This window comes from Streptomyces sp. NPDC097617, assembly GCF_044761485.1.
Taxonomy (GTDB): domain Bacteria; phylum Actinomycetota; class Actinomycetes; order Streptomycetales; family Streptomycetaceae; genus Streptomyces.
In genome coordinates, this window is sequence record NZ_JBIWCL010000026.1 from 1,458 (window position 1) to 24,521 (window position 23,064).

The following is a 23,064-nucleotide window of genomic DNA, read 5'->3' on the forward strand; positions in this document are numbered from 1 at the left end:
TCCTCCTTTTTTGGGGGGGGGGGGGGGCCCCCGGGGCGGCCCCCCCCCCCGGGGGGGGGCGCGCCCCCCCCCCCCCCCCCCCCCCCGCCGGGGGCCCCCCCCCCCCCCCGGGGGGGGGGGGCGGCGCCACGCGCCAGTGTCCAGCTCTCGCCGCCCTCCAAGGAAGGGAGTTCCAGGTATGCGCCTGAACACCTCCGCTCGTCCCCGGCTGTTACGCGGCAGACTCCGCACCCTCCTCCTCACCGGCGTCGCCGCACTCGCGCTCTTCGCCGCGACGCTCCTGGCCTGGCCCGACCGGGCCGGGGCCGCCGCCGATCCCCTCATATCGCGCGGCAAGCCGGCCACCGCATCCTCTACCGAGAGCTCCTCGCTCCCCGCGAAGAACGCCTTCGACGGCGACCCGGCCACCCGCTGGGCGAGCGCCGAGGGCAAGGATCCGCAGTGGATCCGCGTCGACCTCGGCTCCCTCGCCACCGTCTCGCGGGTGCGCCTCACCTGGGAGGCGGCCTACGCCCGGGCGTACCGCGTCGAGGTGTCCGCGGACGGCGCCGCCTGGACCGCCCTCGCCACCGAGACCGTCGGCAACGGCGGCGTCGACGACTGGACCGGCCTGTCCGGCAAGGGCCGGTACCTGCGCATCCAGGGCACCGCGCGCGGAACCTCCTACGGCTACTCGCTCTTCGAGGCCGAGGTGTACGGCGCCGTCGACGGCGGGCCGCCGCCCGGCGGCTCCTTCACGGTCGTCGCCGCGGGGGACATCGCCGCGCAGTGCACGGCGTCCGACAGCGGCTGCGCGCACCCGAAGACGGCCGCGCTCGCCCAGCGGATCGACCCGAAGTTCTATCTGACGATGGGCGACAACCAGTACGACGACGCCCGGCTGTCCGACTACCGCGCCTACTACGACAAGAGCTGGGGCGCCTTCAAGTCCCGGACCCGGCCGGTCCCCGGCAACCACGAGACGTACGACCCGGCCGGCCCGCTCGCCGGGTACAAGTCGTACTTCGGGAACATCGCCTACCCCCAGGGCAAGAGCTACTACAGCTTCGACGAGGGCAACTGGCACTTCGTCGCCCTCGACTCCAATTCCTTCGACCAGGCAGCCCAGCTCAACTGGCTGAAGGCCGACCTCGCCGCCAACACCAGGCAGTGCGTCGCGGCCTACTGGCACCACCCGCTGTACTCCTCCGGCGGGCACGGCAACGACCCGGTCTCCAAGCCGGTCTGGAAGATCCTCTATGCCGCCGGAGCCGACCTGGTCCTCAACGGGCACGACCACCACTACGAGCGGTTCGCCCCGCAGGACCCCGAGGGCCGGGCGACGGCCAACGGGATCGTGGAGATCGTCGGCGGGATGGGCGGCGCCGAGCCCTACCCGATCGAGGAGGTCCAGCCCAACAGCCAGAAGCGCATCAGCGGACCGTACGGCGTGGTGAAGCTGGACTTCACCGACTCCGGCTACGGGTGGACCTACGTCGCCACGGACGGCCAGGTCAAGGACACGAGCCCGAAGTACAGCTGCCACTGATGTACCTGGCCGCCAACGGCCGCCCGGACGCGCCGCCCCGCACCCCAGGGGCCCGGCGGCGCGTCCCCGCCACCGTCCTCGCGCTCGGCACGGTCAGCCTCGTCACCGACGTCTCCTCCGAGATGGTCACGGCGGTGCTGCCGCTCTACCTCGTCCTGGGCCTCGGCCTGACCCCCCTCCAGTTCGGCTTCCTGGACGGCATGTTCAACGGCGCCACCGCACTCGTACGGCTGCTCGGCGGCCGGCTCGCCGACCGCCGGGGCCACCACAAGGCGGTCGCCGGCGCCGGCTACCTGCTCTCCGCTCTCTCCCGGCTCGGTCTGCTCCTCGCCGGGGGCGCCACGGGTGGGATCGCCGCCGCGCTCGCAGCCGACCGGCTGGGCAAGGGCATCCGTACGGCCCCGCGCGACGCCCTGATCTCGCTCAGCGGGCCCCCGGAGACGCTCGGCCGGTCCTTCGGCGTGCACCGCACGATGGACACCACGGGCGCCCTCCTCGGGCCGCTCGCCGCGTTCGCCGTGCTGTGGGCGACCGCCGACGCCTACGACGCGGTGTTCGCCGTCAGCTTCTGCACCGGCCTGCTCGGCGTGCTCCTGCTCGTGGTGTACGTCCCGGCCGCGGTGCGGCGGCCCGCCGCGCGCCCCGCGCCCCGGGCCGCCGCACCGCGGCCGCCGGTCCTGCGCGATCCGGCCTTCCGCCGCGTGCTGTACGCCTCGGCTGTGCTCGGCGCCGCCACCATCGGCGACGCCTTCCTCTACCTGCTGCTCCTGCGCGGACTCGACCTGCCGCCCGCGCTGTTCACGCTGCTTCCCCTCGGGGCCGCCGCCGTCTACCTGCTGCTCGCCGTCCCCGCGGGCCGGATCGCCGACCGCATCGGGCGCCGGAGGGCCTTCCTCGTCGGGCACTGCGCCCTGCTCGGCGCGTACGTCCTGCTGCTCGCCCCCGTCTCCCCACCGACCGTCGTGGGGGTGCTCGCCCTGCTGGGCGGCTTCTACGCCGCCACCGACGGGGTCCTGATGGCGCTCGCGGCGCCCGCGGTGCCCGCCGCGGGCCGGGCGGGCGGCCTCGCCGTGCTGCAGACCGGCCAGGCGCTGGCCCGGCTGCTGGGGGCCGCCGGATTCGGGGCGGCCTGGACCCTCTGGGGCCCGCGGCCCGCCCTCTGGGCCGCCGCCCTCGTACTGGGCGCGGCGCTCGCGGCCGCCTCGCGCATCCTGCCCGCCGACCCGCCCGCCGCTTCCCCGACCGCACCGGAGGCCCCGTGAACGCCCTGTCCCGTCGGCTCCGCCTCGTCCTCACCGTCGCCGCGGTCCTGCTGCTGGCGGGCGGCTCGCTGGGGTACGTACTGCACGCGCGGCACCGCGAACGGCCGCCCGGTCAGCGGGCCGACGCCTCCTTCCGCCTCGATGAGCCGGGCCTCTACTTCCGCGACACGGCGGGCGGGCGGGTCGCGCGCCAACCCGGCGCGGGTCTGCCCCGCGTGACCGGCGGCCCGTCCTGCGACCGCTTCCACACCGCCGGGGACCACGCGCTGTGCCTGCGCAAGCTCCCCGGGGTCCCGGCCCGTACCGAGGCCCTCGTGCTCGACCGGGGGCTGCGGGAGGTCCGCAGGGTGACCGTTCCCGGCATCCCGAACCGGGCCCGCGTCTCCGCCTCGGGCCGGATCCTGTCCTGGACCACCTTCACGACCGGCGACTCCTACAACACCGCCGCGTTCTCCACCCGGACGGGGATCCTGGACCTGCGCACCGGCTACCTGATCAAGTCGATCGAGCAGATCCCGCTGACCCTGAACGGGGTCCGCCACCACGACTCCGACGTCAACTACTGGGGTGTGACCTTCGCGGCCGACGACAACCGCTTCTACGCCACCGTCTCCACCCGGGGCGCCACCCACCTGGTCGAGGGCGACCTGCGCGCCTGGTCGGCGAAGGCGCTGCGGGAGAACGCCGAGTGTCCCTCGCTGTCCCCGGACGGCGCACGCCTCGCCTTCAAGAAGAAGGTCTCCGACGACCCCCGGGCTCCGTGGCGGCTGTACGTACTGGACCTGGCGACGATGCGCGAGCGGCCACTGGCCGAACCGCACAGCGTCGACGACCAGGCCGCCTGGCTCGACGACTCGACCCTCGCCTACGCCCTGCCCGGACAGGACGGCCGCGCGAGCGACATCTGGTCGGTTCCGGCGGACGGCACGGGCCCGCCCCGCCTCCTCCTCGCGGGCGGCTCCTCCCCCGCGAGCGTGCGCTAAGCCCAGGACCCGCGCGCGGCGACGAGGACGGCCGCCGTGCCCGCCCCGGCGGCCAGGGCCGGCGCCGCCGTCCGTAGCGGCGGCCCACACCGGTCAGGTTCAGTGCGCGGCCGCCGACTCGGTGACCTCGCTCGGGCGGACGATGACGAAGCCCTCGCCGCTCAGCTTCAGCTGGACGGCCTCGCCGGATCCGCCGCGGATCATCGAGCCGACCGACTGGGAGCGGTGCAGGCCGGTCTCCAGCTGCGCGCTCCAGCCGACCACCGCGTCCGTGTCCACGTAGACCGGGGCCTGTGCGGAGACCGGGATGATGATCGGGTGGCCGTCGCAGACGACGGCGAGCTTGCCGGTGCCGGCGAAGAGGCTGTTGAAGAGGCCGCCGCCGGTCATACCGGCGCCCTTGACCATCTTTATCTCGTAGGACAGCGTCGGGTCGAAGCAGAGCACGTTGCGGCCGTTGATGGTGAGGGCGTCACCCGGCTCGAAGTCGATGATGAAGCAGTTGCCGGCCTGGTGGGCGAACCAGGCCTCGCCCTGTCCGCGTACGGACATCAGCGCGAGGCCCTCGCCCGTCACGGCGCGCTTGAGCATGCCGCCTATGCCCTGCCCCTTGCGCTCGAACTGGAGGTTGCCGCGAAAGGCGACCATCGAGCCCTGACGGGCCAGCATTTCACCGTTGACGTTGTACTTCACCGACTTGGCGTTCTGCAGGCTCATGCCAGGGGCGACGGCCGCCTGGGCCAGGTTCTCGGACGCGAAAAGATCACTCTTCATGGCTGCGATCCTCACCCGGGCCGACCACCCGGGGCGTCATCCTGAAGGTGGAGGCTGGCATCCTTGGCGGGATGAGCAGCCAGCACACCGACGATATCTCCGAGGTTCCCGCGGTCGGCACGGACAGCCCCTTCCGACAGGAGCACGTACGCCGCGACGAGGCGCCGCAGTTCGTGCTGCCGCTGGTGGTGCGGATCGAGAAGGCCGAGCCGCCCGCCCGGACCGACGCCCTGCAGACGGCGGCTCGCGCGGTGCTGGTCCTGCTCACCGACGAGCGGGCGCGGGGCGGGGGCGAGTGGGCCGAGGCGGTCCGCGACTGGCAGGACGCCCGGATCCGCAAGGTGGTCCGGCGGGCGCGCGGGGCGGAGTGGCGCAAGGCGGAGACCCTGCCGGGCGTCACGGTCCAGGGGGACGCGGCGCAGGTGCGCGTCTTCCCGCCGGTGCCCCTCGACGGCTGGCCGAAGGAACTGGCCAAGCTCCAGGTGTCGGGCACCGATCTGGACGACCCGGAGCCGGTCGCCCCGGTCGCGGAGCCGTTCCTGCCCGTGCTGTGGCTCAACCCGGGTCTCGACATGTCGGCCGGCAAGGCCATGGCGCAGGCCGGGCACGCGGCGCAGCTGGCGTGGTGGGAGCTGACGGGGGCGGAGCGGGCCGCCTGGCAGGAGTCCGGTTTCCGGCTGGCGGTACGGACGGCCCCGCGCGAGCGGTGGGCGGAACTGAGCGGGAGCGGGCTGCCGGTGGTGCGCGACGCCGGGTTCACCGAGATCGCGCCGGGCAGCGCGACGGTCGTCGCCGACCATCCGGCGCTGCGGGCCCGGCTCTGAAGGGTTCCCGGTCGGCGGGAACCTCAAATGTTCCTCTGAACGTCCCCTCCTGCGGTTGGCGCGACTCCGTCGGGGCCATGACACCGGCACACGGTGCGACGAGAGGGGGCGAGGGGACATGAAACCCATGGCACACCTGGGGGTGGGCATCGGCTGGCGGCCGGAGATCGCGGACGCCGTCGAGCGGCTGTCCGGCCTGGACTGGGTCGAGGTGGTGGCCGAGAACGTATGCCCCGGCCACCTGCCCGAGTCCTTGCTGCGGCTGCGCGAGCGGGGCACCCGCGTGGTGCCGCACGGGGTCTCGCTCGGCCTCGGCGGGGCGGACCGCCCCGACCCGGCGAAGCTGGCGGCGCTCGGCGAGCGGGCGGTGGCGCTGGGGGCGCCGCTCGTCACCGAGCACATCGCCTTCGTACGGACCTCCTCGCCGGTACTGGAGGCCGGGCACCTGTTGCCGGTGCCCCGTACCCGCGACGCGCTGGACGTGCTGTGCGAGAACGTACGGATCGCGCAGGACGCCCTGCCCGTGCCGCTGGCACTGGAAAACATCGCCGCGCTGTTCTCGTGGCCGGGCGAGGAGCTGACGGAAGGGCAGTTCCTCACGGAGCTGGTCGAGCGGACCGGTGTCCGGCTGCTCATCGACGTGGCCAATCTGCACACCAACCGGGTCAACCGGGGCGAGGGCCCGGCCGCCGTGCTGGACGCGATCCCGCTGGAGGCACTGGCGTACGTGCACGTGGCGGGCGGGATCGAGCGGGCCGGTGTCTGGCACGACACCCACGCGCACCCGGTCCCGCCGGTGGTGCTCGACCTACTGGCCGAGCTGCGCTCCCGTGTGGACCCGCCGGGCGTCCTGCTGGAGCGGGACGACGACTTCCCGGCGGAGGCGGAGCTCGCGGGAGAACTGGCCGCGATCCGCGCGGTGGTGACGGCGCGGCCCGCCGCCCCCGTGAAGCCGGCCGCCCCCGTGAAGCCGGCCGCCGGCCGGCCGGCCGGCCCGGCGGCCGCCGGGCCGCGCCCGGTCGAGGAGTCGGCCCGCACCCGGGTGGCGCTCGGACAGGCCGCGCTGCTGTCGGCGCTGGTGGCCGGGACCCCTGTGCCCGAGGGCTTCGACCGTCGGCGGATCCGCGTCCAGACCCGGGCGCTGGCCGCCAAGCGGGCCGATGTGGTGGCCCGGCTGGCTCCCGAGCTGCCCGCGATCCTGGGCGGCCCGGACCCGTACCGCGAGGCCTTCCTCTCCTACGCCAAGGGCCGCCCGATGACCGCCGGATACCGCCGGGACGCGCTGGACTTCGCCGAGGACCTGCTGATCCGGGACCTGCCGGCCGATCCGGCCGCCCGGCGCCGGCTCACCGCCTGGTGGCGGGACCGCACCGGCGCCAGGCCGCCGCGCCGGATCGTGCGCTGGGCCCGGGCACTCTCGGGGAGAGCGGCATGAACCTCCTCGCCCTGGCGATCTGGATCGCCGTCCTCGCCTCCTCCGTCCTGCTGATCGGCGGGCTCCGCAGGTCCCGCTCCGGGCCCGCCGGACCCGCGCCCGCCCTGCACGACCTGTCCGAGGCCGCCTTCGTGGTGGGCGGCCCCGGCGCCGTGGTGGACACCGCGCTCGTCGCGATGCTCATGGACGGCCGCCTCGTGGCCGGTGGTCCGGGCCTCGTCCAGGTGCGCCCCGGGGCGCGGGCCGCCGACCCCGCCGAGCGGGCCGTCCTCCAGGCGCACCTGGGGGCGCCCTCGGGATGGCTCTACCAGGTGCGCTACGCCGCCATGTGCGACCCGGCCGTCCAGGAGATCGGGGACGCCCTGGCCGCCCGCGGGCTGATCGCCCCGCCCGGGTCCGGTCTGCGCCGCTGGCGGCGCTGGGGATTCGTCCAGGCCCTGGTGTGCGCGCTGCTGTTCCCGGTGTCGATGGTGCTGACCTTCGTCGGGCTCGCCCTCGAATCCGGCTCCGGGGTGCCCTTCATCGTGAAGGTGCTGTTCGCCCTGCTGGGCGGCATCGTCGTGGGCCTGGTGTGCGCGGCCCGGGCGAAGGGCCGGATCACCCGGGCGGGGGCGCGGGCGCTGCGTGCGATCCGCTCCGCCCACCTGAACGACCGGACGCCGCACGTGCAGACCGCCCTGTTCGGGCTGCGCGGGCTGCGGGACCCGTACCTGCGCCAGCAGTTGGTGCCCGCCGCCCGCGGTACCCGGCTGGCCGCGGCCCAGTCGCGCACGGGCTCGCACAACCACGGCACGGACAGCTCCGCGCAGTGGTCCGGTGCCGAGGTGCTGCCGATCGTCTGGTGCGCCGGGAGCGACGGCGGCGGAGGCGGTGGCGGTGGCGGTTCGAGCTGCGGTGGGGGGTCGGGCTGCGGCGGAGGGTCGGGCTGCGGTTCCTCCTCCGGCGGCGGCTCCAGCTGTTCGAGCAGCAGCGGCTCCAGTTGCAGCAGCTCGTCGAGCTGCGGCAGCTCGTCCAGCTCCAGCTGCGGCAGCAGTTCCTGACCGGCCGGGGTACGGCAACCGGGGGCGGAATCCGCGGCAACGGGATCGTCGGCGCCGACACCCGCCGGTGATCCCGACGCTCAACAACGCCCGCGATCTGGACGTCCTGCGGGCCGCGCTCGGCGAGCGGCGACTGAGCTTCATGGGCGCCTCGTACGGCACTTACCTCGGGGCCGTCTACGCCACCCTGCACCCGGGCCGCGTCCGCCGGATGGTCCTCGACTCGGCGGTCGATCCCGACCCCCGCCGCATCTGGTACCGCAACAACCTCGACCAGTCGGCCGGCTTCGAGCGCCGCTGGTACGACTTCCGCGCCTGGGCGGCCCGGCACCACGCCACCTACGGCCTCGGCGCCACCCCCGCGGCCGTGCAGGCGAGTTACGCACGGGTCCGCAAGGATCTGGCCCGCAGGCCGGCGGGCGGGGTCGTCGGCGCCGGCGAACTCCGGGCCGCCTTCCTCCAGGCCGCGTACTACGACGACGTGTGGCCGGACCGGGCGGCGGCCCTCGCGGCCTACCTGCGGGGCGATCCGGCGCGGCTGACCGCCCAGGCCGCCCCCGCCCACGGCCCGGGCGCGGCGGCCGAGGCCGAGAACGCGACGGCGGTGTACACGGCGGTGCTGTGCAATGACGCCCCGTGGCCGGCGGACTGGGAGACCTGGGACCGCGACCACACCGAGCTGGCCCGCGGGGCCCCCTTCGAGACCTGGGCCAACGCCTTCCTGAACCTGCCGTGCGCCTCCTGGCCGGTGCGCGAGCGGCAGCGGCCGGTGCCGGTCGGGGCCCAGCCGGAGCCGCTGCCGCCGACCCTGGTGGTCGCGGCGGAGCGGGACGGGGCGACCCCGTACCCGGGCGCGCTGGAACTCCAGCGGCGGCTCGGTGCCGGGGCTTCGCTGGTGACGGAGACGGGAGCGGGCTCCCACGGAGTGGTCGGCGGACGCAATGACTGCGTGGACCGTCACGTGGAGCGGTACCTGCTGACGGGCGCCACCCCGGGGTGGCGCGTCACGTGCGCGCCGCATCCGGAGCCCGCACCGGTGTCGCTGGACGACCGGGCAGCGAGCGCCCGCAGGGCGCTGCTGCCGCCAGTCGTCTGACTTCCGGGCGGGATCTCCGGCTGCGTCGTTTCGGGGGCAGGGGCCGTCTTTCGGACCAGCCTCCCGATCCACCGGAGGAACTCACCTGACGGTGTGGTCGTCCTCCGGTCCTTCCCCCCAGGGGAGGTATCAGGCGAGCCCGGCGACCAGATCGGCGACGGACTTGCGGCGCCCGGTGTAGAAGGGCACCTCTTCACGGACGTGCATACGGGCCTCGGAGGCACGCAGGTGACGCATCAGGTCGACGATGCGGTACAGCTCGTCCGCCTCGAAGGCCAGCATCCATTCGTAGTCGCCCAGCGAGAAGGAGGCGACGGTGTTGGCGCGCACGTCGGGGTAGCCGCGTGCCATCTTGCCGTGGTCGGCGAGCATACGGCGGCGGTCCTCGTCGGGCAGCAGGTACCAGTCGTAACTGCGCACGAAGGGGTACACGCTGATGTAGTCGCGCGCCACCTCGTCGGCCAGGAAGGCCGGGATGTGCGACTTGTTGAACTCGGCCGGGCGGTGCAGGGCCATGTTCGACCACACCGGCTCCAGGGCGCGGCCCAGCTGGGTGCGGCGGAACAGGTTGTAGGCAGTCTGCAGCTCGTCCGACGTCTCGGCGTGCCACCAGATCATGACGTCGGCGTCGGCGCGCAGGCCGGAGACGTCGTAGGTGCCGCGGACGGTGATGTCCTTGGCGCCCAGCTGGTCGAAGAGCTCCTGGACCTCGTCGGCGTAACCACTGCGGTCTGCCTCAAGACGGGGCAGAACGTCTTTCAGCTTGAAGACGGACCACAGGGTGTAGCGGATGACCTCGTTGAGGTCCTTCGCCTTCTTCCCCGCGTTGGGAATCTTCTCTGGTGCAGTCATGTGCCTATTGTCCCGTGCGCTGATCAGTGGTCGGTGCCAGGGGTGCCGTACGCGCACCGAGCCCGGCGATCACCGCGTCCGCGGCCTTGCCGGCGCTGGCGATACAGGCCGCAATGCCCACGCCGTCGTAGACCGCGCCGCACACCGCGAGGCCCGGCAGGGCCGCGACGGCGCCGCGGATCCGGGCGACGCGGTCCAGGTGGCCGACCGGGTACTGGGGCAGTCCGCCGTCCCAGCGGGTGACGGTGGAGGCGACCGGCCGGGCCGCCAGGCCCACGGCCTCGCCGAGGTCGGCGAGGGAGACGTCGACGAGTTCGCCGTCCTCGCGCAGCAGGTCGCTCTCGTCGGCGTAACGGCCCACCGAGGTGCGCAGCAGGAAGAGCTCGGGATCGGCCCCGGCCCAGGCCCACTTGTTGCTGGAGAAGGTGGAGGCCTTGATGGTCCGGCCGTCGACGGACGGTACGAGGAATCCGCTGGCGCCGCCGCCGGAGACGGCGGCCGGCAGGTCGGAGCGGCGGAAGGCCATCGTGATGAGGGCCATCGAGGCGTACTCGACGCCGCGCAGCTCGGCGGCCGCGGCCGGCGCGGGCCCGTCCAGCAGGCGCGCGGCGGCCCCGGCCGGGGTGGCCAGGATCACGGCGTCGGCCTCGACGACCTCCGCTCCGGCCACCACCCGCCAGCCCTCGGCCGTACGGAGGACCTCGCGGACGGGGGCGTCGGTGACGAGCCGCGCCCCGGCCGCCCGGCAGGCCTCGGCGACGGCGAGCGGGAGCCGTCCGATGCCGCCGTCGATGCCGGCGAAGACCGGGCCGGCCTGCTGGGGCGCCGCCTGGGCCCGGCGCTGCAGTGCGCGTACGCCGTCTCCGAGCAGGGTGTGCGTGCGGGCGGCCTCGAAGAGCTGGGGCACGGCGGCCCGCATGGAGATCCGGTAGGCGTCGCCCGCGTAGACCCCGCCGAGGAGCGGTTCCACCAGCCGGTCGACGACCTCGCGGCCGAGGCGGGCCGCGACGTACTCGCCGACGGCGACGTCCTCGCCGATCTCGGTGGGCGCCAGCGTCCGCTCGGCCTCGATGCGGGCCAGTCCCTCGGCGGAGAGCACCCCGGAGGCGGCGAGCGGTCCCAGGTCGCCGGGGACGCCCATGACATGGCCGCGCGGCATCGGCCGCAGGGCGCCGCGGGTCCACAGGTGGGCGGTGGCGGTGGCGGGCGCCTGCACGGCCTCGCCGAGGCCCACGGCCCGGGCCAGAGCCACGGCTTCGGGGCGGCGGGCGAGCACGGATTCGGCGCCGAGGTCGACGCGGGCCCCGGCGAGCTCACCGGAGTACAGCTTGCCCCCGAGGCGCGGTCCCGCCTCCAGCAGGGTGACGCGGACGCCTTCGCCGAGCAGCCGGTGGGCCGCCGCGAGGCCCGCGATGCCGCCGCCGATGACGACGACGTGGCCCCGGGAGCCGTTGGGCCCGGGGGAGGCTCCCGGCCGATCCGTACGCATGTCCGCTTCGTGCATGGACACATCGTCTCAGATCGATCTCCGAGGCCGGACCGTGACCGCATCGGGATCGGCCCGGGACCGTGGATTCGAAACCCGCGACGGGACTCTGGACGTCGAACCGGCAACAGCAGCCGATCCTCGGGGGTTTACAGCGATGCGCAGCTTCGACAGACACCGTTCCGCGGCAGCCCTGGCCGCCCTCTCGCTCGCCGGGGCGCTCGCGCTCACCGGCTGCGGCGCGAGCGGCCAGGGGTCCGCGAACGACAAGGCCGCGGTGGCGCCCGCCGCCGACGGCAAGGCCCCGGAGGGCGCCGCGGCGGCCCCGGCGCCGGCCGGGTCCGCGGGCGCCGCGGGCTCCACCGCCGACAAGAACAACCGGCCGCCGGCCGCGGTCCGCCCGAACGTCATCCGCACGGCGACGCTCGGCATCGAGACGGAGGACGTCCAGAAGACACTGGCGGCGGCCCGCACGGCCGCCGACGGAGCGGGCGGCTACGTCGGCAACGAGACCACCAAGCGCGGCGAGGACGGCCGGATGACCTCGACGCTGACCCTGCGGGTGCCGGGTGAGCGCTACGACGCGGTGCTCGGTGCCATGGAGGGCAGCGGGAAGCTCCTGCACCGCAAGGTCGAGGCGCAGGACGTCACCGAGAAGGTCGCGGACATCGGCAGCCGCGTCGCCTCGCAGCAGGCCAGCGTGGCGCGGGTGCGGGAGATGATGGGCAAGGCTTCGGCGCTGAGCGAGGTGGTGATGCTGGAGAGCGAGCTGTCCCGCCGCCAGTCCGACCTGGAGTCGCTGCTGGCGCAGCAGACGGCGCTGAAGGACCAGACCTCGCTGGGCACCATCACGCTGGAGGTCTCGGAGCCCGCCCCGAAGCCGGAGGCGGAGAAGAAGGAGAAGAAGAAGGAGCCCACCTTCCTGGGGGCGCTGGGCGGCGGTTGGGACGTCTTCGCCAAGGTCGTGCGCTATCTGACGGTGGCGGTGGGCGCGGTACTGCCGTTCGCGCTGACGGCCGCGGTGGTGGCGCTGCTGGTCCGGCAGTACCGGCGGTGGCGTCCGGCGGCGCCGAAGTCCGGGCCGGTCCCGAAGCGGGTGACGGTGCCGGCGGCCCGGACGGCTCCGGACACCGAGGCCGACGTGCAGGACTGAACGCGCGTTCGGCCGTAGCGTGTTCACCATCCAACGGTGGTGAAGGGGCGGTACGGACGATGGCGACGGAACGACTGGTGGTGGTCGGCGGTGACGCGGCGGGGATGTCCGCCGCGTCACAGGCCCGCAGGCTCAAGGGTCCGGCGGAACTGGAGATCGTCGCCTTCGAGCGAGGGCACTTCACCTCGTACTCCGCGTGCGGGATCCCGTACTGGGTCGGCGGGCAGGTCGCCGAACGCGACGACCTGATCGCCCGCACCCCCGAGGAGCACCGCGCCCGGGACATCGATCTGCGCACCCGCACCGAGGTCGTGGAGCTCGACCTGCCCGGGTCCCGGGTCCGCGCCCGCGACCTGGAGACCGGGTCCGAGTTCTGGACGGGCTACGACAAGCTCGTCCTGGCGACGGGCGCCCGCCCGGTCCGCCCCCGGCTCCCCGGGATCGGCGCGCACGGGGTCCACGGCATCCAGACCCTGGACGACGGCCGGCGCCTGATGGACACCCTGCGGCGCACCGAGGGCCGCCGGGCGGTCGTGGTCGGCGCCGGCTACATCGGCGTGGAGATGGCCGAGGCGCTGGTGGAGCGGGGCTACGAGGTCACCGTCCTGCACCGGGGCGAGCAGCCGATGGCCACGCTGGACCCGGACATGGGCGGCCTGGTGCACAGTGCGATGAACCGCATGGGGATCCGTACGGTCTCCCGCGCCGAGGTGACGAAGATCCTCACCGACGAGGAGGGCCGGGCCCGTGCGGTGGCCACCTCGGCGGGTGAGGAGTACGAGGCGGACGTGGTCGTGCTCGGCATCGGTGTGGAGCCGCGCACCGCGCTCGCCCGCGCCGCGGGCCTGCCGCTCGGCCCCTCGGGCGGCATCCTCACCGACCTCTCGATGCGGGTCCGGGGGCAGGAGAACATCTGGTCGGGCGGCGACTGCGTGGAGGTCCTGGACCTGGTCGCGGGCCGCACCCGGCACATCCCGCTGGGCACCCACGCCAACAAGCACGGCCAGGTCATCGGCTCGGGCGTGGGCGGCGGCTACGCGACCTTCCCCGGGGTGGTCGGCACGGCGGTCAGCAAGGTCTGCGACCTGGAGATCGCCCGTACGGGGCTGCGCGAGCGGGACGCGCTGGAGGCGGGTCTGCGGTTCGTGACGGCCACCATCACCTCCACCAACACGGCGGGCTACTACCCGGGTGCGGCGGAGATGACGGTGAAGATGCTGGCGGAACGCCGCACGGGCCGCCTCCTCGGGGTCCAGATCGTCGGTGGCGCGGGGGCCGCAAAGCGGGTGGACATCGCGGCGGTTGCCCTCACGGCGGGGATGACGGTGGACGCGATGGTGTCCCTGGACCTGGGCTACGCCCCGCCGTTCTCGCCCGTCTGGGACCCGATCCTGGTGGCGGCCCGCAAGGCGGTCTCGGCGGTCCGCTCGGCGGTCTAGGACCCGGTCGGCCGCGCGAAGGGGCCCTCTGCGGCGAAGGCGAGGGCCGCGAACCGTTCGCCCATCCGGCGGTGCGCGGCCGCGTCCGGGTGGAGTCCGTGCCGCACGGCGCCGGTGGCCATGTCCACCTGGAGGACGTTGCCGCCGCCGACACCCGCCTGCCCGGCCGGCAGGCCGTCGATCAGCAGGTCGTACAGGCCGTCGGGGCGCGGCGGGGCGCCGTCGTAGGCCATCTTCGTGCGGAGCGCGTCCAGCTCGATGACGGTGGCCCGGGTGCGGAACACCAGCCGTACGCCGGAGGGCTGCGTCTCGACCGTGGCCAGGTCTCCGTCGGTGAACTGGGCCCGGGCCCGGGCGGGCAGCCGGTGCGGCAGCAGCCCGTGCTCGGTGCGCTCCAGGTCCAGGGCCCCGCGCAGGAGGTCCGGGGTGATGGGCGTGGCGATCCGGTCGGATTCGTGGCTCATGCACACACCCTGCCGACCGGGCCCCTCGTGCGCCACATCATTACCGGGCGGCGCCCTGTTCCGGCTTCCCGGAGCAGGGCGGCGGGCTCAGCGCGCGGTGCGGGTGTGAACGTGCTCCACCAGGCGGGTCAGCGCGTCCGGGTCGGTCGTCGGGAGGACGCCGTGACCCAGGTTGAAGATGTGGCCCTCCAGGCCGGCGGCGGCCGCGAGGACCTCGTCCGTCTTGGCCTCGACGGCCTCCGGGGTGGAGAAGAGCACGGCCGGGTCCAGGTTGCCCTGGAGCGCCTTGCCGGGGCCGACCCGGCGCACGGCCTCGTCCAGCGGAACCCGGTAGTCGACGCCCATGACGTCGGCGCCGGCCTCGCCCATCAGGCCGAGGAGCTCGCCCGTGCCGACGCCGAAGTGGATGCGCGGGACTCCGTAGGAGGCGACGGACTCCAGGACCTTCGCGGACGCGGGCATCACCGAGCGGCGGTAGTCCGCCGGGGCGAGGGCGCCGACCCAGGAGTCGAAGAGCTGGACGGCGGAGGCGCCGGCCTCGATCTGGACCTTCAGGAAGGCGGAGGTGATCTCGGCGAGGCGGTCCAGGAGGTCGGCCCACAGCTGCGGGTCCCCGTACATGAGGGCCTTGGTGTGCTCGTGGTTCTTGGAGGGACCGCCCTCGACCAGGTAGCTCGCGAGGGTGAAAGGCGCGCCCGCGAATCCGATCAACGGAGTGGAGCCCAGTTCACCCGTGAGCATGCCGATCGCCTCGGTGACGTACGAGACGTCCTGCGGGGTGAGGTCGCGCAGCTGTGCGAGGTCCTCGCGGCGGCGGATCGGCTGGGCGACGACCGGGCCGATGCCCGGCTTGATGTCGAGGTCGACGCCGATGGCCTTCAGCGGGACCACGATGTCGGAGAAGAAGATCGCCGCGTCCACCTTGTGGCGGCGCACCGGCTGCAGCGTGATCTCGGTGACCAGGTCGGGCCGCATGCAGGACTCGAGCATCTGCGTGCCCTCGCGCAGCTTGCGGTACTCCGGGAGCGAGCGCCCCGCCTGCCGCATGAACCACACCGGGGTGTGCGGCACCGGCTCCCGCCGGCACGCCTTCAGGAAGGCGGAATCGTACGTCTGACTCGGCTGGCCCGTGGGGCGGGTGTTGGCGCTCACGACCCAAATCTTCGCACGTATGAAGAAGTGTCCGACCCGGCGCGGGTGTCCCTGCGCCGCACGGGCGCTCGTTCCGCCTAGTCTTCCCCGCATGGCTGCGGCTCAGGGACGATTTTCAGATGGCGCCGAGGGTATGGACAGCGCGAAGGAGAGCTCCGTCCCGCTCCCGTTCCGGCGGGCGGTCGACGGCTTGCAGAAGGCGCGGCTGCGTCCGGGGATCGAGATCGACTCCACGAAACCGCCTCAGAGGCTGGCGCCGCACGCCTATGCGCTGGAGGCCGTGGTGGTGGACGGCGAGGACGACCTGGCGGACGGCCGGCTCATCCTGCTCCACAATCCGGCCGGACACGAGGCCTGGCAGGGCACCTTCCGGCTGGTGACGCTCGTACGGGCCGAGCTGGAGCCGGAGATGGCCGCGGACCCGCTGCTGCCCGAGGTCTGCTGGTCCTGGCTGACCGGGGCACTGGAGGCGCGCGGGCTGGCGTACGGGGAGGCGAGCGGCACCGTCACGATGGCGGGCTCGCACTACTTCGGCGGGCTCTCCGAGCGGCGTCCGGCCACGCAGATCGAGATCAGGGCCTCGTGGACGCCGCGCGAGGGCGCGGGCGGGGTGCCGGACACCTCGGCGCACCTGTTGGCATGGTGCGAACTGCTGTGCCAGATCGCGGGGCTGCCGCCGGCGGGTCCGACGGACACCGCGACGGGTGTGGTCTCCCTGCCACAGCGCCGCGGTCCGCACCACCCGTAGCCGCGGGGCCGCGGGGCCGCGGGGCCGTACGGCCGCCCGGAGCGGCGCCCGACACAGAACGACTGATCGAAGACCTGGGCGGATTGTCGAAAGGCGGCGTCCCTTGCGGGCTTCTGATCAACCGATGATCGATCGTGCGTCCGAATTGCCCGAATTGTTACTCACCAAATCGTGATCATTCCCTAAAGCCGGGCGGGTGACGTGCCGAAGGAGTGGGTGACCATCCGCACGGTTCGCACCGGCTTCCTTCCCCGAGCCGGCCGTCCCGCCACTCCCCCAGGAGGCCTAGGTGTCCGTTCTTCTCGAGCAGCCCGCAAGCCTGGTCGCCTACCGCCCGAACAAGCCGACGGCCATGGTCGTCGTGGCCGACCCGCGCGTCCGCTCCACCGTGACCCGCCATCTGTGGGCCCTCGGAGTACGTGACGTGATCGAGGCGTCGTCCATCGCGGAGGCCCGCCCCCGCGTCAGCAGCCCGCGCGACATCTGCGTGGCCGACGTACACCTGCCCGACGGTTCCGGTCTCACCCTGCTCTCCGAGACCCGGGCCGCCGGCTGGCCCAACGGCCTGGCCCTGTCCGCCGCCGACGACATCGGTGCCGTGCGCAACGCCCTCGCGGGCGGAGTCAAGGGCTACGTCGTCACCGGTACGCGGACCAACATCGGGCTCCCCACCCGGCCCGGCGCCGCCCCCATCGGCGCTGCCGCCGCCCGTATGCACCGCCGCCCCCCGGGTGCCCCGAGCCACCCGGGCGGCTACCGCGAGCTCTCCGGCCGCGAGGTCGAGGTCCTGCGCCTCGTCGCGGAGGGCCAGTCCAACAAGGCCATCGGCGTCTCGATGGGCCTGTCCGCCCTGACCGTCAAGTCCCACCTCGCCCGGATCGCCCGCAAGCTGGGCACCGGTGACCGCGCCGGAATGGTCGCCGTGGCACTGCGTACCGGGATCATCCACTGACCGGGAGCCGCGGCCCCCGGATATCCGCCCTCCGAAAGACCGCGGGGGAACCTCCCGGGAAACCCCCGCAGGACCCCGGGGAAACGCCCCGCATACCGCCCGCGCCCGTCGACGGAACGTTCCGGCGACGGGCGCGTCGTATACACAGATACCCTTGACCGGTGACCGACGCCCAAGATCCCGCAGCAGACCTGCGCACCACCACCGGGGGCGGCCCCTCGGACGACGTCGTTGTTCCGCCCGGTGGGCTGCCGACTCCCCTGTTGGAGCCCCGCGAGGGGATTCCCCCGGTGGTCGCCGACGCGGACGCCCTCGCCGAAGTGGTCGCGGCCTTCGCCGCGGGCACCGGCCCCGTCGCCGTCGACGCCGAACGGGCCTCCGGATACCGCTACGGCCAGCGCGCCTACCTGGTGCAGCTGCGCCGCGAGGGTGCGGGGTCCGCACTGATCGACCCGGTGGGCTGCCCCGACCTCTCCGCACTGGGCGAAGCCCTCTCCGGCACCGAATGGATCCTGCACGCCGCCACCCAGGACCTGCCGTGCCTGCGCGAAATAGGCATGGCGCCCACCTCCCTGTTCGACACCGAGCTGGCCGGCCGCCTCGCCGGCTTCCCCCGGGTCGGACTCGGCGCGATGGTCGAGAGCGTGCTCGGCTTCGCACTGGAGAAGGGCCACTCCGCCGTCGACTGGTCGACCCGTCCGCTCCCCGAGCCCTGGCTGCGCTACGCCGCCCTGGACGTGGAGCTGCTCGTGGACCTGCGGGACGCGCTGGAGAAGGAGCTGGACCGGCAGGGCAAGCTCGAATGGGCCCACCAGGAATTCGACGCCATCGCCTCCGCCCCGCCCGCCCCGCCGCGCAAGGACCCGTGGCGCCGTACGTCCGGCATGCACAAGGTGCGCAGGCGTCGGCAGATGGCGGTCGTACGCGAACTGTGGGAGTCCCGGGACCGGATCGCGCAGCGGCGCGACGTGTCGCCGGGCAAGGTGCTGGGCGACGCCGCGATCGTCGAGGCTGCCCTCGCCCTGCCGGCCAACGCCCACGCCCTGTCCGCCCTGCCCGGCTACGGGCAGCGGATGGGCCGGCGCCAGCTGGACCAGTGGATGGCCGCCGTGGACCGGGCGAAGGCCCTGCCCGAGAGCGAGCTGCCGCAGCCCGGGGCCACCCCGGCCGGTCCGCCGCCGCCGCGCTCCTGGGTGGACAAGGACCCGGCGGCCGCGGCCCGGCTGTCGGCGGCCCGTACCGCCGTCTCGGCACTGGCCGAGGAGCTCAACCTGCCGCAGGAGAACCTGATCACCCCGGACACGGTCCGCCGGGTCTGCTGGGAGCCGCCGCAGCGGCTGACCGCGGACGTGGTGTCGCAGGCCCTGGCGGGCTACGGCGCCCGGCCCTGGCAGGTCGAACTGGTGACCCCGGCGCTGGTCACGGCCCTGGCCGCCACCGACTGACGTGCCCCCTGGCGACGAGAGCCCCCGACCGATCACGGCCGGGGGCTCTCACGCGTCCGCGGGAGGGACTGTCCCGGTTTCGGTACAGCCCGCCCGGACATCTTTTGAACACGCTCAAACCTCACTAGATTTTTGAACATGATCAATCCGGGATACGAGGCGTGGGTACGGGACTTCGAGGCCGAGCGGGAGCGTCGCGCCGCCGTGGGCGATCCCTCCTGGAGCCGGGGCGCGGCACTGGATCCGGCGCTCGTCCGCAGCCTGCAGCGGTTCCAGGTCGGTGAGGACGGGGACGGCGCCGAGCTGATCGCAAAGGCGGACCGGGCCGGGGATCCGGTGTACGCCGAGGCGGTACGACTCTTCGTCGCGGAGGAACAGAACCACGCGCGGACGCTGGCGCTGCTGCTGGCGGCCGGGGGCGCCGGCACCCTGTCCGGGCACTGGAGCGACACGGCCTTCGTACGGCTGCGCAGGCTCCTCGGGCTGCGGGTCGAGCTGCTGGTGCTGATGGTCGCGGAGGTGGTGGCCCTGCGGTACTACCGGGCGGTGCGCGACGGCGCCCCCGATCCGCTGGTCGCGGAGGTGGCGGGGCGGATCCTGTCGGACGAGGAACGGCACGCGCCCTTCCACTGCCTGCGGCTGCGCGAGGGAGTGGCGCCCCTCCCGGCGCCCGTCCGCCGGGGCGCCACGGCGGCCTGGCGGGTCCTGCTCGCGGGGGCGGCCGTGGTCGTCGCCGCGGATCACGGCCCGGCGCTGCGCCACTTGGGCGTCCCGCGTCGCAGGTTCACCGCGGACGTGATCCGCTCCTCCGGCCCCCTGGCGGGGCGATGCGCACCGCCCCCGCCGAAGCCGGCCCCGCCGGCGTGTGAGGCGCGCGGCCCGGCGCGGAGCTCCCGCGGGAGTGTGACCTTCGCCGCTCCTCCGGGAGGGGGTGTGCACATTGGTTACCCGCAAGTAGCATGGTCGGGTGAGCGGGCGCTCAGCGACTTACGCCGAGACGCCCCCGCGCGCAGCAGTGCACACCCGCACCTGGAGGAGAGCCAACGTGCCTCGTACCGTCAGGGACGTCGTCTTCGTCGACGGCGTCCGCACCCCGTTCGGCAAGGCGGGCCCGAAGGGCATCTACAACGGGACCCGCGCCGACGACCTCGTCGTGAAGGCGATCCGGGAGCTGCTGCGCCGCAACCCGGACCTGGACCCCAAGAAGATCGACGAGGTCGCCATCGCCGCGACCACGCAGATCGGCGACCAGGGCCTCACGCTGGGCCGCACGGCCGGCATTCTCGCGGGCCTCCCGCAGTCCGTCCCGGGCTACTCGATCGACCGCATGTGCGCCGGCGCGCTGACCGCCGTGACCGCCGTCGCGGGCGGCGTGGCCTTCGGTGCGTACGACGTCGCCCTCGCCGGCGGTGTCGAGCACATGGGCCGTCACCCCATGGGCGAGGGCGTGGACCCGAACCCGCGCTTCGTCTCCGAGAAGCTGGTCGACGAGTCCGCCCTGTTCATGGGCATGACCGCCGAGAACCTGCACGACCGGTACCCGACGATCACCAAGCTCCGCGCCGACGAGTACGCCGTGCGCTCGCAGGAGAAGGCCGCCAAGGCGTACGCCGACGGCAAGATCCAGCAGGACCTGGTCCCGATCTCGGTGCGCAACACCAACGAGGCGGCCGGTGAGACGGGCTGGGGCCTGGTCACCACCGACGAGCCGATGCGCCCGGGCACCACGCTGGAGAACCTGGCCGGCCTGAAGACCCCGTTCCGTGTGCACGGCAACGTGACCGCGGGCAACGCCGCCGGTCTCAACGACGGTGCCACCGCCGCGATCATCGCGTCCGAGGACTTCGCCCGGGAGAACAACCTCCCGGTCAAGATGCGCCTGGTCGCGTACTCCTTCGCGGGTGTCGAGCCCGAGGTCATGGGCTACGGCCCGATCCCGGCCACCGAGAAGGCCCTGGCCCAGGCCGGCCTCACGATCGAGGACATCGGCCTCTTCGAGGTCAACGAGGCCTTCGCGGTCCAGGTCCTCGCGTTCCTGGAGCACTACGGCATCGCCGACGACGACGCCCGCGTGAACCAGTACGGCGGCGCCATCGCCTTCGGTCACCCGCTGGCCTCCTCCGGCGTGCGCCTGATGACGCAGCTGGCCCGTCAGTTCGAGGAGCAGCCGCACGTCCGCTACGGCCTGACCACCATGTGCGTCGGCTTCGGCATGGGCGCCACGGTCATCTGGGAGAACCCGAACTTCAACGCCGAGGGAGACTCCAAGTGAGCACCACCGCTGAGCTCCTGAAGGGCGCTGCCGAGCTGTTCCCGGACGAGGTCGTCACGTCCGCGCACGTCCGCCACCTGGACCTGCCGTTCGGCGCCGGGCGCTTCGCGCTCATCACGCTGGACAACGGCTTCGACCACACCAAGCCGACCACCTTCGGCCCGCAGTCGCTCGCCAACCTGAACGCGGCGATCGACCAGGTCGAGCAGGAGGCCCTCGCGGGCTCCATCATCGGCGCTGGCATCACCGGCAAGCCGTTCATCTTCGCGGTCGGCGCCGACCTCAAGGGCGTCGAGCTGCTGAAGAAGCACGACGAGGCGCTCGCCATCGGCAAGGGCGGCCACGACGTCTTCAAGCGCCTCTCGGCGCTGGCGGTCCCGACCTTCGCGTACTACAACGGCGCGGCCATGGGCGGCGGCGTCGAGGTCGGTCTGCACTGCACCTACCGCACCGTCTCGAAGGCCATCCCGGCCTTCTCACTGCCCGAGGTCTTCCTCGGCCTGGTTCCCGGCTGGGGCGGCTGCGCCATCCTGCCGAACCTGATCGGCGCCGAGCGCGCGATCTCGGTGATCATCGAGAACTCGCTCAACCAGAACAAGCAGCTGCGCGGCAAGCAGGTCTTCGACCTGGGCATCGCGGACGCGCTGTTCGAGGGTGCGGACTTCCTGGAGCAGTCGCTCCTGTGGACCGCGAACGTCCTGAACGGCACCACCGAGGTCGTCCGTGACGAGATCGACCGCGGCGAGGCCTGGGACGCGGCCGTCGCCAAGGGCCGCTTCATCGCGGACTCCAAGGTGCACGGCGCCGCTCCGGCCGCCTACCGCGCGCTGGACATCATCGCCGCGGCCAAGTCGGGCGACCTGCAGGCCGGCTTCGACGCCGAGGACACGGCCCTGGCCGACCTCATCATGGGCGACGAGCTGCGCTCGGGCATCTACGCCTTCAACCTGGTCCAGAAGCGCGCCAAGCGCCCGGCCGGTGCCCCGGACAAGTCCCTGGCCCGTCCGGTCACCAAGGTCGGCGTCGTCGGCGCGGGTCTGATGGCCTCGCAGCTGGCGCTGCTCTTCCTGCGCCGCCTGGAGGTGCCGGTGGTCCTCACCGACATCGACCAGGAGCGCGTGGACAAGGGTGTGGGCTACGTCCACGCCGAGATCCAGAAGCTGCTCGGCAAGGGCCGCATCAACCAGGACAAGGCCAACCGCCTGACCGGCCTGGTGAGCGGTGTCCTGGACAAGGCCGAGGGCTTCGCGGACGCGGACTTCATCATCGAGGCCGTGTTCGAGGAGATGTCCGTCAAGCAGAAGGTGTTCGCGGAGGTCGAGGCGGTCGCCCCGGCGCACGCGATCCTCGCCACCAACACCTCCTCTCTGTCGGTGTCGGAAATGGCCTCGAAGCTCCAGCACCCGGAGCGCGTGGTCGGCTTCCACTTCTTCAACCCGGTCGCGATCCTCCCGCTGCTGGAGATCGTCCGCGGTGAGCAGACCGACGACGCCTCGCTGGCCACGGCCTTCGGTGTCGCGCGCAAGCTGAAGAAGACCGCGGTCCTCACCAAGGACGCCCCGGCGTTCGTCGTGAACCGCATCCTCACCCGCTTCATGGGCGAGATCCAGAACGTCATCGACGAGGGCACCCCGGTCGTCACGGCGGAGAAGGCCATCGAGCCGCTCGGCCTGCCGATGTCCCCGCTGGTGCTGCTGGAGCTCGTGGGCCCGGCGATCGGTCTGCACGTCTCCGAGACCCTCAACCGCGCCTTCCCGGAGCGGTTCACCGTCTCCCCGAACCTGGCCGCGGTGGTCAAGGCCGGCAAGCGCGGCTTCTACGTCTACTCCGCCGAGAACGACTTCAAGCCGGAGCTGGACCCCGAGGTCGCCGCCCTCCTCGTGCAGGGCGACGTCGTCCTGACCGAGGAGCAGGTCCGCGACCGCGTCCTGGACGCGGTGGCGCAGGAGATCGGCCTGATGCTGGAGGAGGGTGTCGTGGCCGAGGCCCAGGACATCGACCTCTGCCTCATCACGGGCGCCGGCTGGCCCTTCCACCTGGGCGGCGTGACGCCGTACCTGGACCGTGAAGGCGTCTCGGAGCGCGTCAACGGCAAGAAGTTCCTCGCCCCCGGCCTGGCGAGCGTGCCGGTCTAGTACCGGTCGCGGACAGCCGTACAG

At 73.4% G+C, this 23,064-nt stretch carries 17 protein-coding genes and 3 pseudogenes; 15 read left to right on the forward strand and 5 right to left on the reverse strand.

Going from position 1 to position 23,064, the window contains the following annotated elements:
* Nucleotides 1-178 precede the first annotated feature (178 nt).
* The 3 genes from ACIQZO_RS31985 to ACIQZO_RS31995 are packed head-to-tail and all read left to right on the forward strand — an operon-like array spanning nucleotide 179 to nucleotide 3,773.
* Nucleotides 179-1,528 (forward strand): discoidin domain-containing protein, encoded by a 1,350-nt coding sequence (locus ACIQZO_RS31985; RefSeq protein WP_403632924.1) that lies wholly within the window; start codon nucleotides 179-181, stop codon nucleotides 1,526-1,528.
* Nucleotides 1,528-2,790, forward strand: a complete 1,263-nt coding sequence (locus ACIQZO_RS31990; protein ID WP_403632927.1) for an MFS transporter — start codon at nucleotides 1,528-1,530, stop codon at nucleotides 2,788-2,790. Before ACIQZO_RS31985 ends, ACIQZO_RS31990 begins: the two co-directional genes overlap by 1 nt.
* Complete coding sequence (locus ACIQZO_RS31995) at nucleotides 2,787-3,773, forward strand: TolB family protein (RefSeq protein ID WP_403632930.1); 987 nt, start codon at nucleotides 2,787-2,789, stop codon at nucleotides 3,771-3,773. Before ACIQZO_RS31990 ends, ACIQZO_RS31995 begins: the two co-directional genes overlap by 4 nt.
* Nucleotides 3,774-3,872: 99 nt before the next feature.
* On the opposite strand, the gene ACIQZO_RS32000 is transcribed toward ACIQZO_RS31995, so the two are convergent.
* Nucleotides 3,873-4,547, reverse strand: a complete 675-nt coding sequence (locus tag ACIQZO_RS32000) for an AIM24 family protein (RefSeq protein WP_403632933.1) — start codon at nucleotides 4,545-4,547, stop codon at nucleotides 3,873-3,875.
* Nucleotides 4,548-4,618: 71 nt separating this feature from the next.
* On the opposite strand from ACIQZO_RS32000, the gene ACIQZO_RS32005 reads away from it, so the two are divergent.
* The 4 genes and pseudogenes from ACIQZO_RS32005 to ACIQZO_RS32020 form a co-directional block, all read left to right on the forward strand.
* A complete protein-coding gene (locus tag ACIQZO_RS32005) occupies nucleotides 4,619-5,371 on the forward strand; it encodes an aminoacyl-tRNA hydrolase (RefSeq protein WP_403632936.1) in 753 nt (250 codons plus the stop codon).
* A 118-nt stretch (nucleotides 5,372-5,489) separates the two neighbouring features.
* Nucleotides 5,490-6,806 carry a DUF692 domain-containing protein gene (locus ACIQZO_RS32010; protein WP_403632939.1) on the forward strand — a complete coding sequence of 439 codons (1,317 nt, stop codon included), beginning with the start codon at nucleotides 5,490-5,492 and terminating at the stop codon, nucleotides 6,804-6,806.
* Nucleotides 6,803-7,846, forward strand: a complete 1,044-nt coding sequence (locus tag ACIQZO_RS32015) for a TIGR04222 domain-containing membrane protein (protein ID WP_403632941.1) — start codon at nucleotides 6,803-6,805, stop codon at nucleotides 7,844-7,846. The genes ACIQZO_RS32010 and ACIQZO_RS32015 overlap by 4 nt, the downstream gene beginning before the upstream one ends.
* Before the next feature lie 52 nt (nucleotides 7,847-7,898).
* A pseudogene (locus ACIQZO_RS32020) lies at nucleotides 7,899-8,942 on the forward strand (alpha/beta hydrolase); the annotation flags it as partial.
* 129 nt (nucleotides 8,943-9,071) lie between these two features.
* Here ACIQZO_RS32020 and hemQ read toward each other — a convergent pair.
* Together hemQ and hemG are read right to left on the reverse strand one after the other, a co-directional pair.
* The gene (gene hemQ, locus ACIQZO_RS32025) at nucleotides 9,072-9,794 is read right to left on the reverse strand and encodes a hydrogen peroxide-dependent heme synthase (protein WP_403632944.1); all 723 of its coding nucleotides are present in this window, start codon (nucleotides 9,792-9,794) and stop codon (nucleotides 9,072-9,074) included.
* Between the two features lie 4 nt (nucleotides 9,795-9,798).
* On the reverse strand, nucleotides 9,799-11,283 hold the full coding sequence (hemG, locus tag ACIQZO_RS32030) for a protoporphyrinogen oxidase (RefSeq protein WP_403633165.1): 1,485 nt from the start codon (nucleotides 11,281-11,283) through the stop codon (nucleotides 9,799-9,801).
* Nucleotides 11,284-11,437: 154 nt separating this feature from the next.
* Here hemG and ACIQZO_RS32035 point away from each other — a divergent pair, with 154 nt between their 5' ends.
* Nucleotides 11,438-12,433: a DUF4349 domain-containing protein gene (locus ACIQZO_RS32035; protein WP_403632946.1), complete on the forward strand. Its 996-nt coding sequence runs from the start codon at nucleotides 11,438-11,440 to the stop codon at nucleotides 12,431-12,433.
* Nucleotides 12,434-12,492: 59 nt separating this feature from the next.
* Nucleotides 12,493-13,872 (forward strand): FAD-dependent oxidoreductase, encoded by a 1,380-nt coding sequence (locus ACIQZO_RS32040; protein ID WP_403632949.1) that lies wholly within the window; start codon nucleotides 12,493-12,495, stop codon nucleotides 13,870-13,872.
* A gap of 98 nt (nucleotides 13,873-13,970) precedes the next feature.
* Here the strand turns inward: ACIQZO_RS32040 and ACIQZO_RS32045 are convergent.
* A pseudogene (locus tag ACIQZO_RS32045) lies at nucleotides 13,971-14,336 on the reverse strand (lipase); the annotation flags it as partial.
* An 87-nt stretch (nucleotides 14,337-14,423) separates the two neighbouring features.
* Nucleotides 14,424-15,488, reverse strand: a complete 1,065-nt coding sequence (gene hemE, locus ACIQZO_RS32050) for a uroporphyrinogen decarboxylase (RefSeq protein WP_403632951.1) — start codon at nucleotides 15,486-15,488, stop codon at nucleotides 14,424-14,426.
* Nucleotides 15,489-15,579: 91 nt separating this feature from the next.
* Here hemE and ACIQZO_RS32055 point away from each other — a divergent pair, with 91 nt between their 5' ends.
* From ACIQZO_RS32055 to ACIQZO_RS32080, 6 genes and pseudogenes are all read left to right on the forward strand, one after another.
* Entirely contained in the window at nucleotides 15,580-16,236 is a 657-nt protein-coding gene (locus ACIQZO_RS32055; protein ID WP_403632954.1) for a DUF3000 domain-containing protein, read from the forward strand.
* Nucleotides 16,237-16,525: 289 nt separating this feature from the next.
* Nucleotides 16,526-17,188, forward strand: coding sequence for a response regulator transcription factor (locus ACIQZO_RS32060; RefSeq protein ID WP_365616641.1), 663 nt, complete (start codon nucleotides 16,526-16,528; stop codon nucleotides 17,186-17,188).
* A 161-nt stretch (nucleotides 17,189-17,349) separates the two neighbouring features.
* The gene (locus tag ACIQZO_RS32065) at nucleotides 17,350-18,633 is read left to right on the forward strand and encodes an HRDC domain-containing protein (protein WP_403632957.1); all 1,284 of its coding nucleotides are present in this window, start codon (nucleotides 17,350-17,352) and stop codon (nucleotides 18,631-18,633) included.
* A 138-nt stretch (nucleotides 18,634-18,771) separates the two neighbouring features.
* Nucleotides 18,772-19,479: pseudogene (locus tag ACIQZO_RS32070) on the forward strand (ferritin-like domain-containing protein); the annotation flags it as partial.
* A gap of 199 nt (nucleotides 19,480-19,678) precedes the next feature.
* Entirely contained in the window at nucleotides 19,679-20,905 is a 1,227-nt protein-coding gene (locus ACIQZO_RS32075; protein WP_403632960.1) for a thiolase family protein, read from the forward strand.
* Nucleotides 20,902-23,040: a 3-hydroxyacyl-CoA dehydrogenase NAD-binding domain-containing protein gene (locus ACIQZO_RS32080; protein WP_403632963.1), complete on the forward strand. Its 2,139-nt coding sequence runs from the start codon at nucleotides 20,902-20,904 to the stop codon at nucleotides 23,038-23,040. The genes ACIQZO_RS32075 and ACIQZO_RS32080 overlap by 4 nt, the downstream gene beginning before the upstream one ends.
* The last annotated feature ends 24 nt before the right edge of the window (nucleotides 23,041-23,064 follow it).

Excerpts from the sequence above, each read along its gene's own strand:
- ACIQZO_RS31985 (WP_403632924.1), top strand. The coding sequence starts at position 179 with ATGCGCCTGAACACCTCCGCTCGTCCCCGGCTGTTACGCGGCAGACTC.
- ACIQZO_RS31990 (WP_403632927.1), top strand. The coding sequence starts at position 1,528 with ATGTACCTGGCCGCCAACGGCCGCCCGGACGCGCCGCCCCGCACCCCA.
- ACIQZO_RS32000 (WP_403632933.1), bottom strand. The coding sequence starts at position 4,547 with ATGAAGAGTGATCTTTTCGCGTCCGAGAACCTGGCCCAGGCGGCCGTC.
- ACIQZO_RS32005 (WP_403632936.1), top strand. The coding sequence starts at position 4,619 with ATGAGCAGCCAGCACACCGACGATATCTCCGAGGTTCCCGCGGTCGGC.
- ACIQZO_RS32010 (WP_403632939.1), top strand. The coding sequence starts at position 5,490 with ATGAAACCCATGGCACACCTGGGGGTGGGCATCGGCTGGCGGCCGGAG.
- ACIQZO_RS32015 (WP_403632941.1), top strand. The coding sequence starts at position 6,803 with ATGAACCTCCTCGCCCTGGCGATCTGGATCGCCGTCCTCGCCTCCTCC.
- hemQ (WP_403632944.1), bottom strand. The coding sequence starts at position 9,794 with ATGACTGCACCAGAGAAGATTCCCAACGCGGGGAAGAAGGCGAAGGAC.
- hemG (WP_403633165.1), bottom strand. The coding sequence starts at position 11,283 with ATGCGTACGGATCGGCCGGGAGCCTCCCCCGGGCCCAACGGCTCCCGG.
- ACIQZO_RS32035 (WP_403632946.1), top strand. The coding sequence starts at position 11,438 with ATGCGCAGCTTCGACAGACACCGTTCCGCGGCAGCCCTGGCCGCCCTC.
- ACIQZO_RS32040 (WP_403632949.1), top strand. The coding sequence starts at position 12,493 with ATGGCGACGGAACGACTGGTGGTGGTCGGCGGTGACGCGGCGGGGATG.
- ACIQZO_RS32055 (WP_403632954.1), top strand. The coding sequence starts at position 15,580 with ATGGCTGCGGCTCAGGGACGATTTTCAGATGGCGCCGAGGGTATGGAC.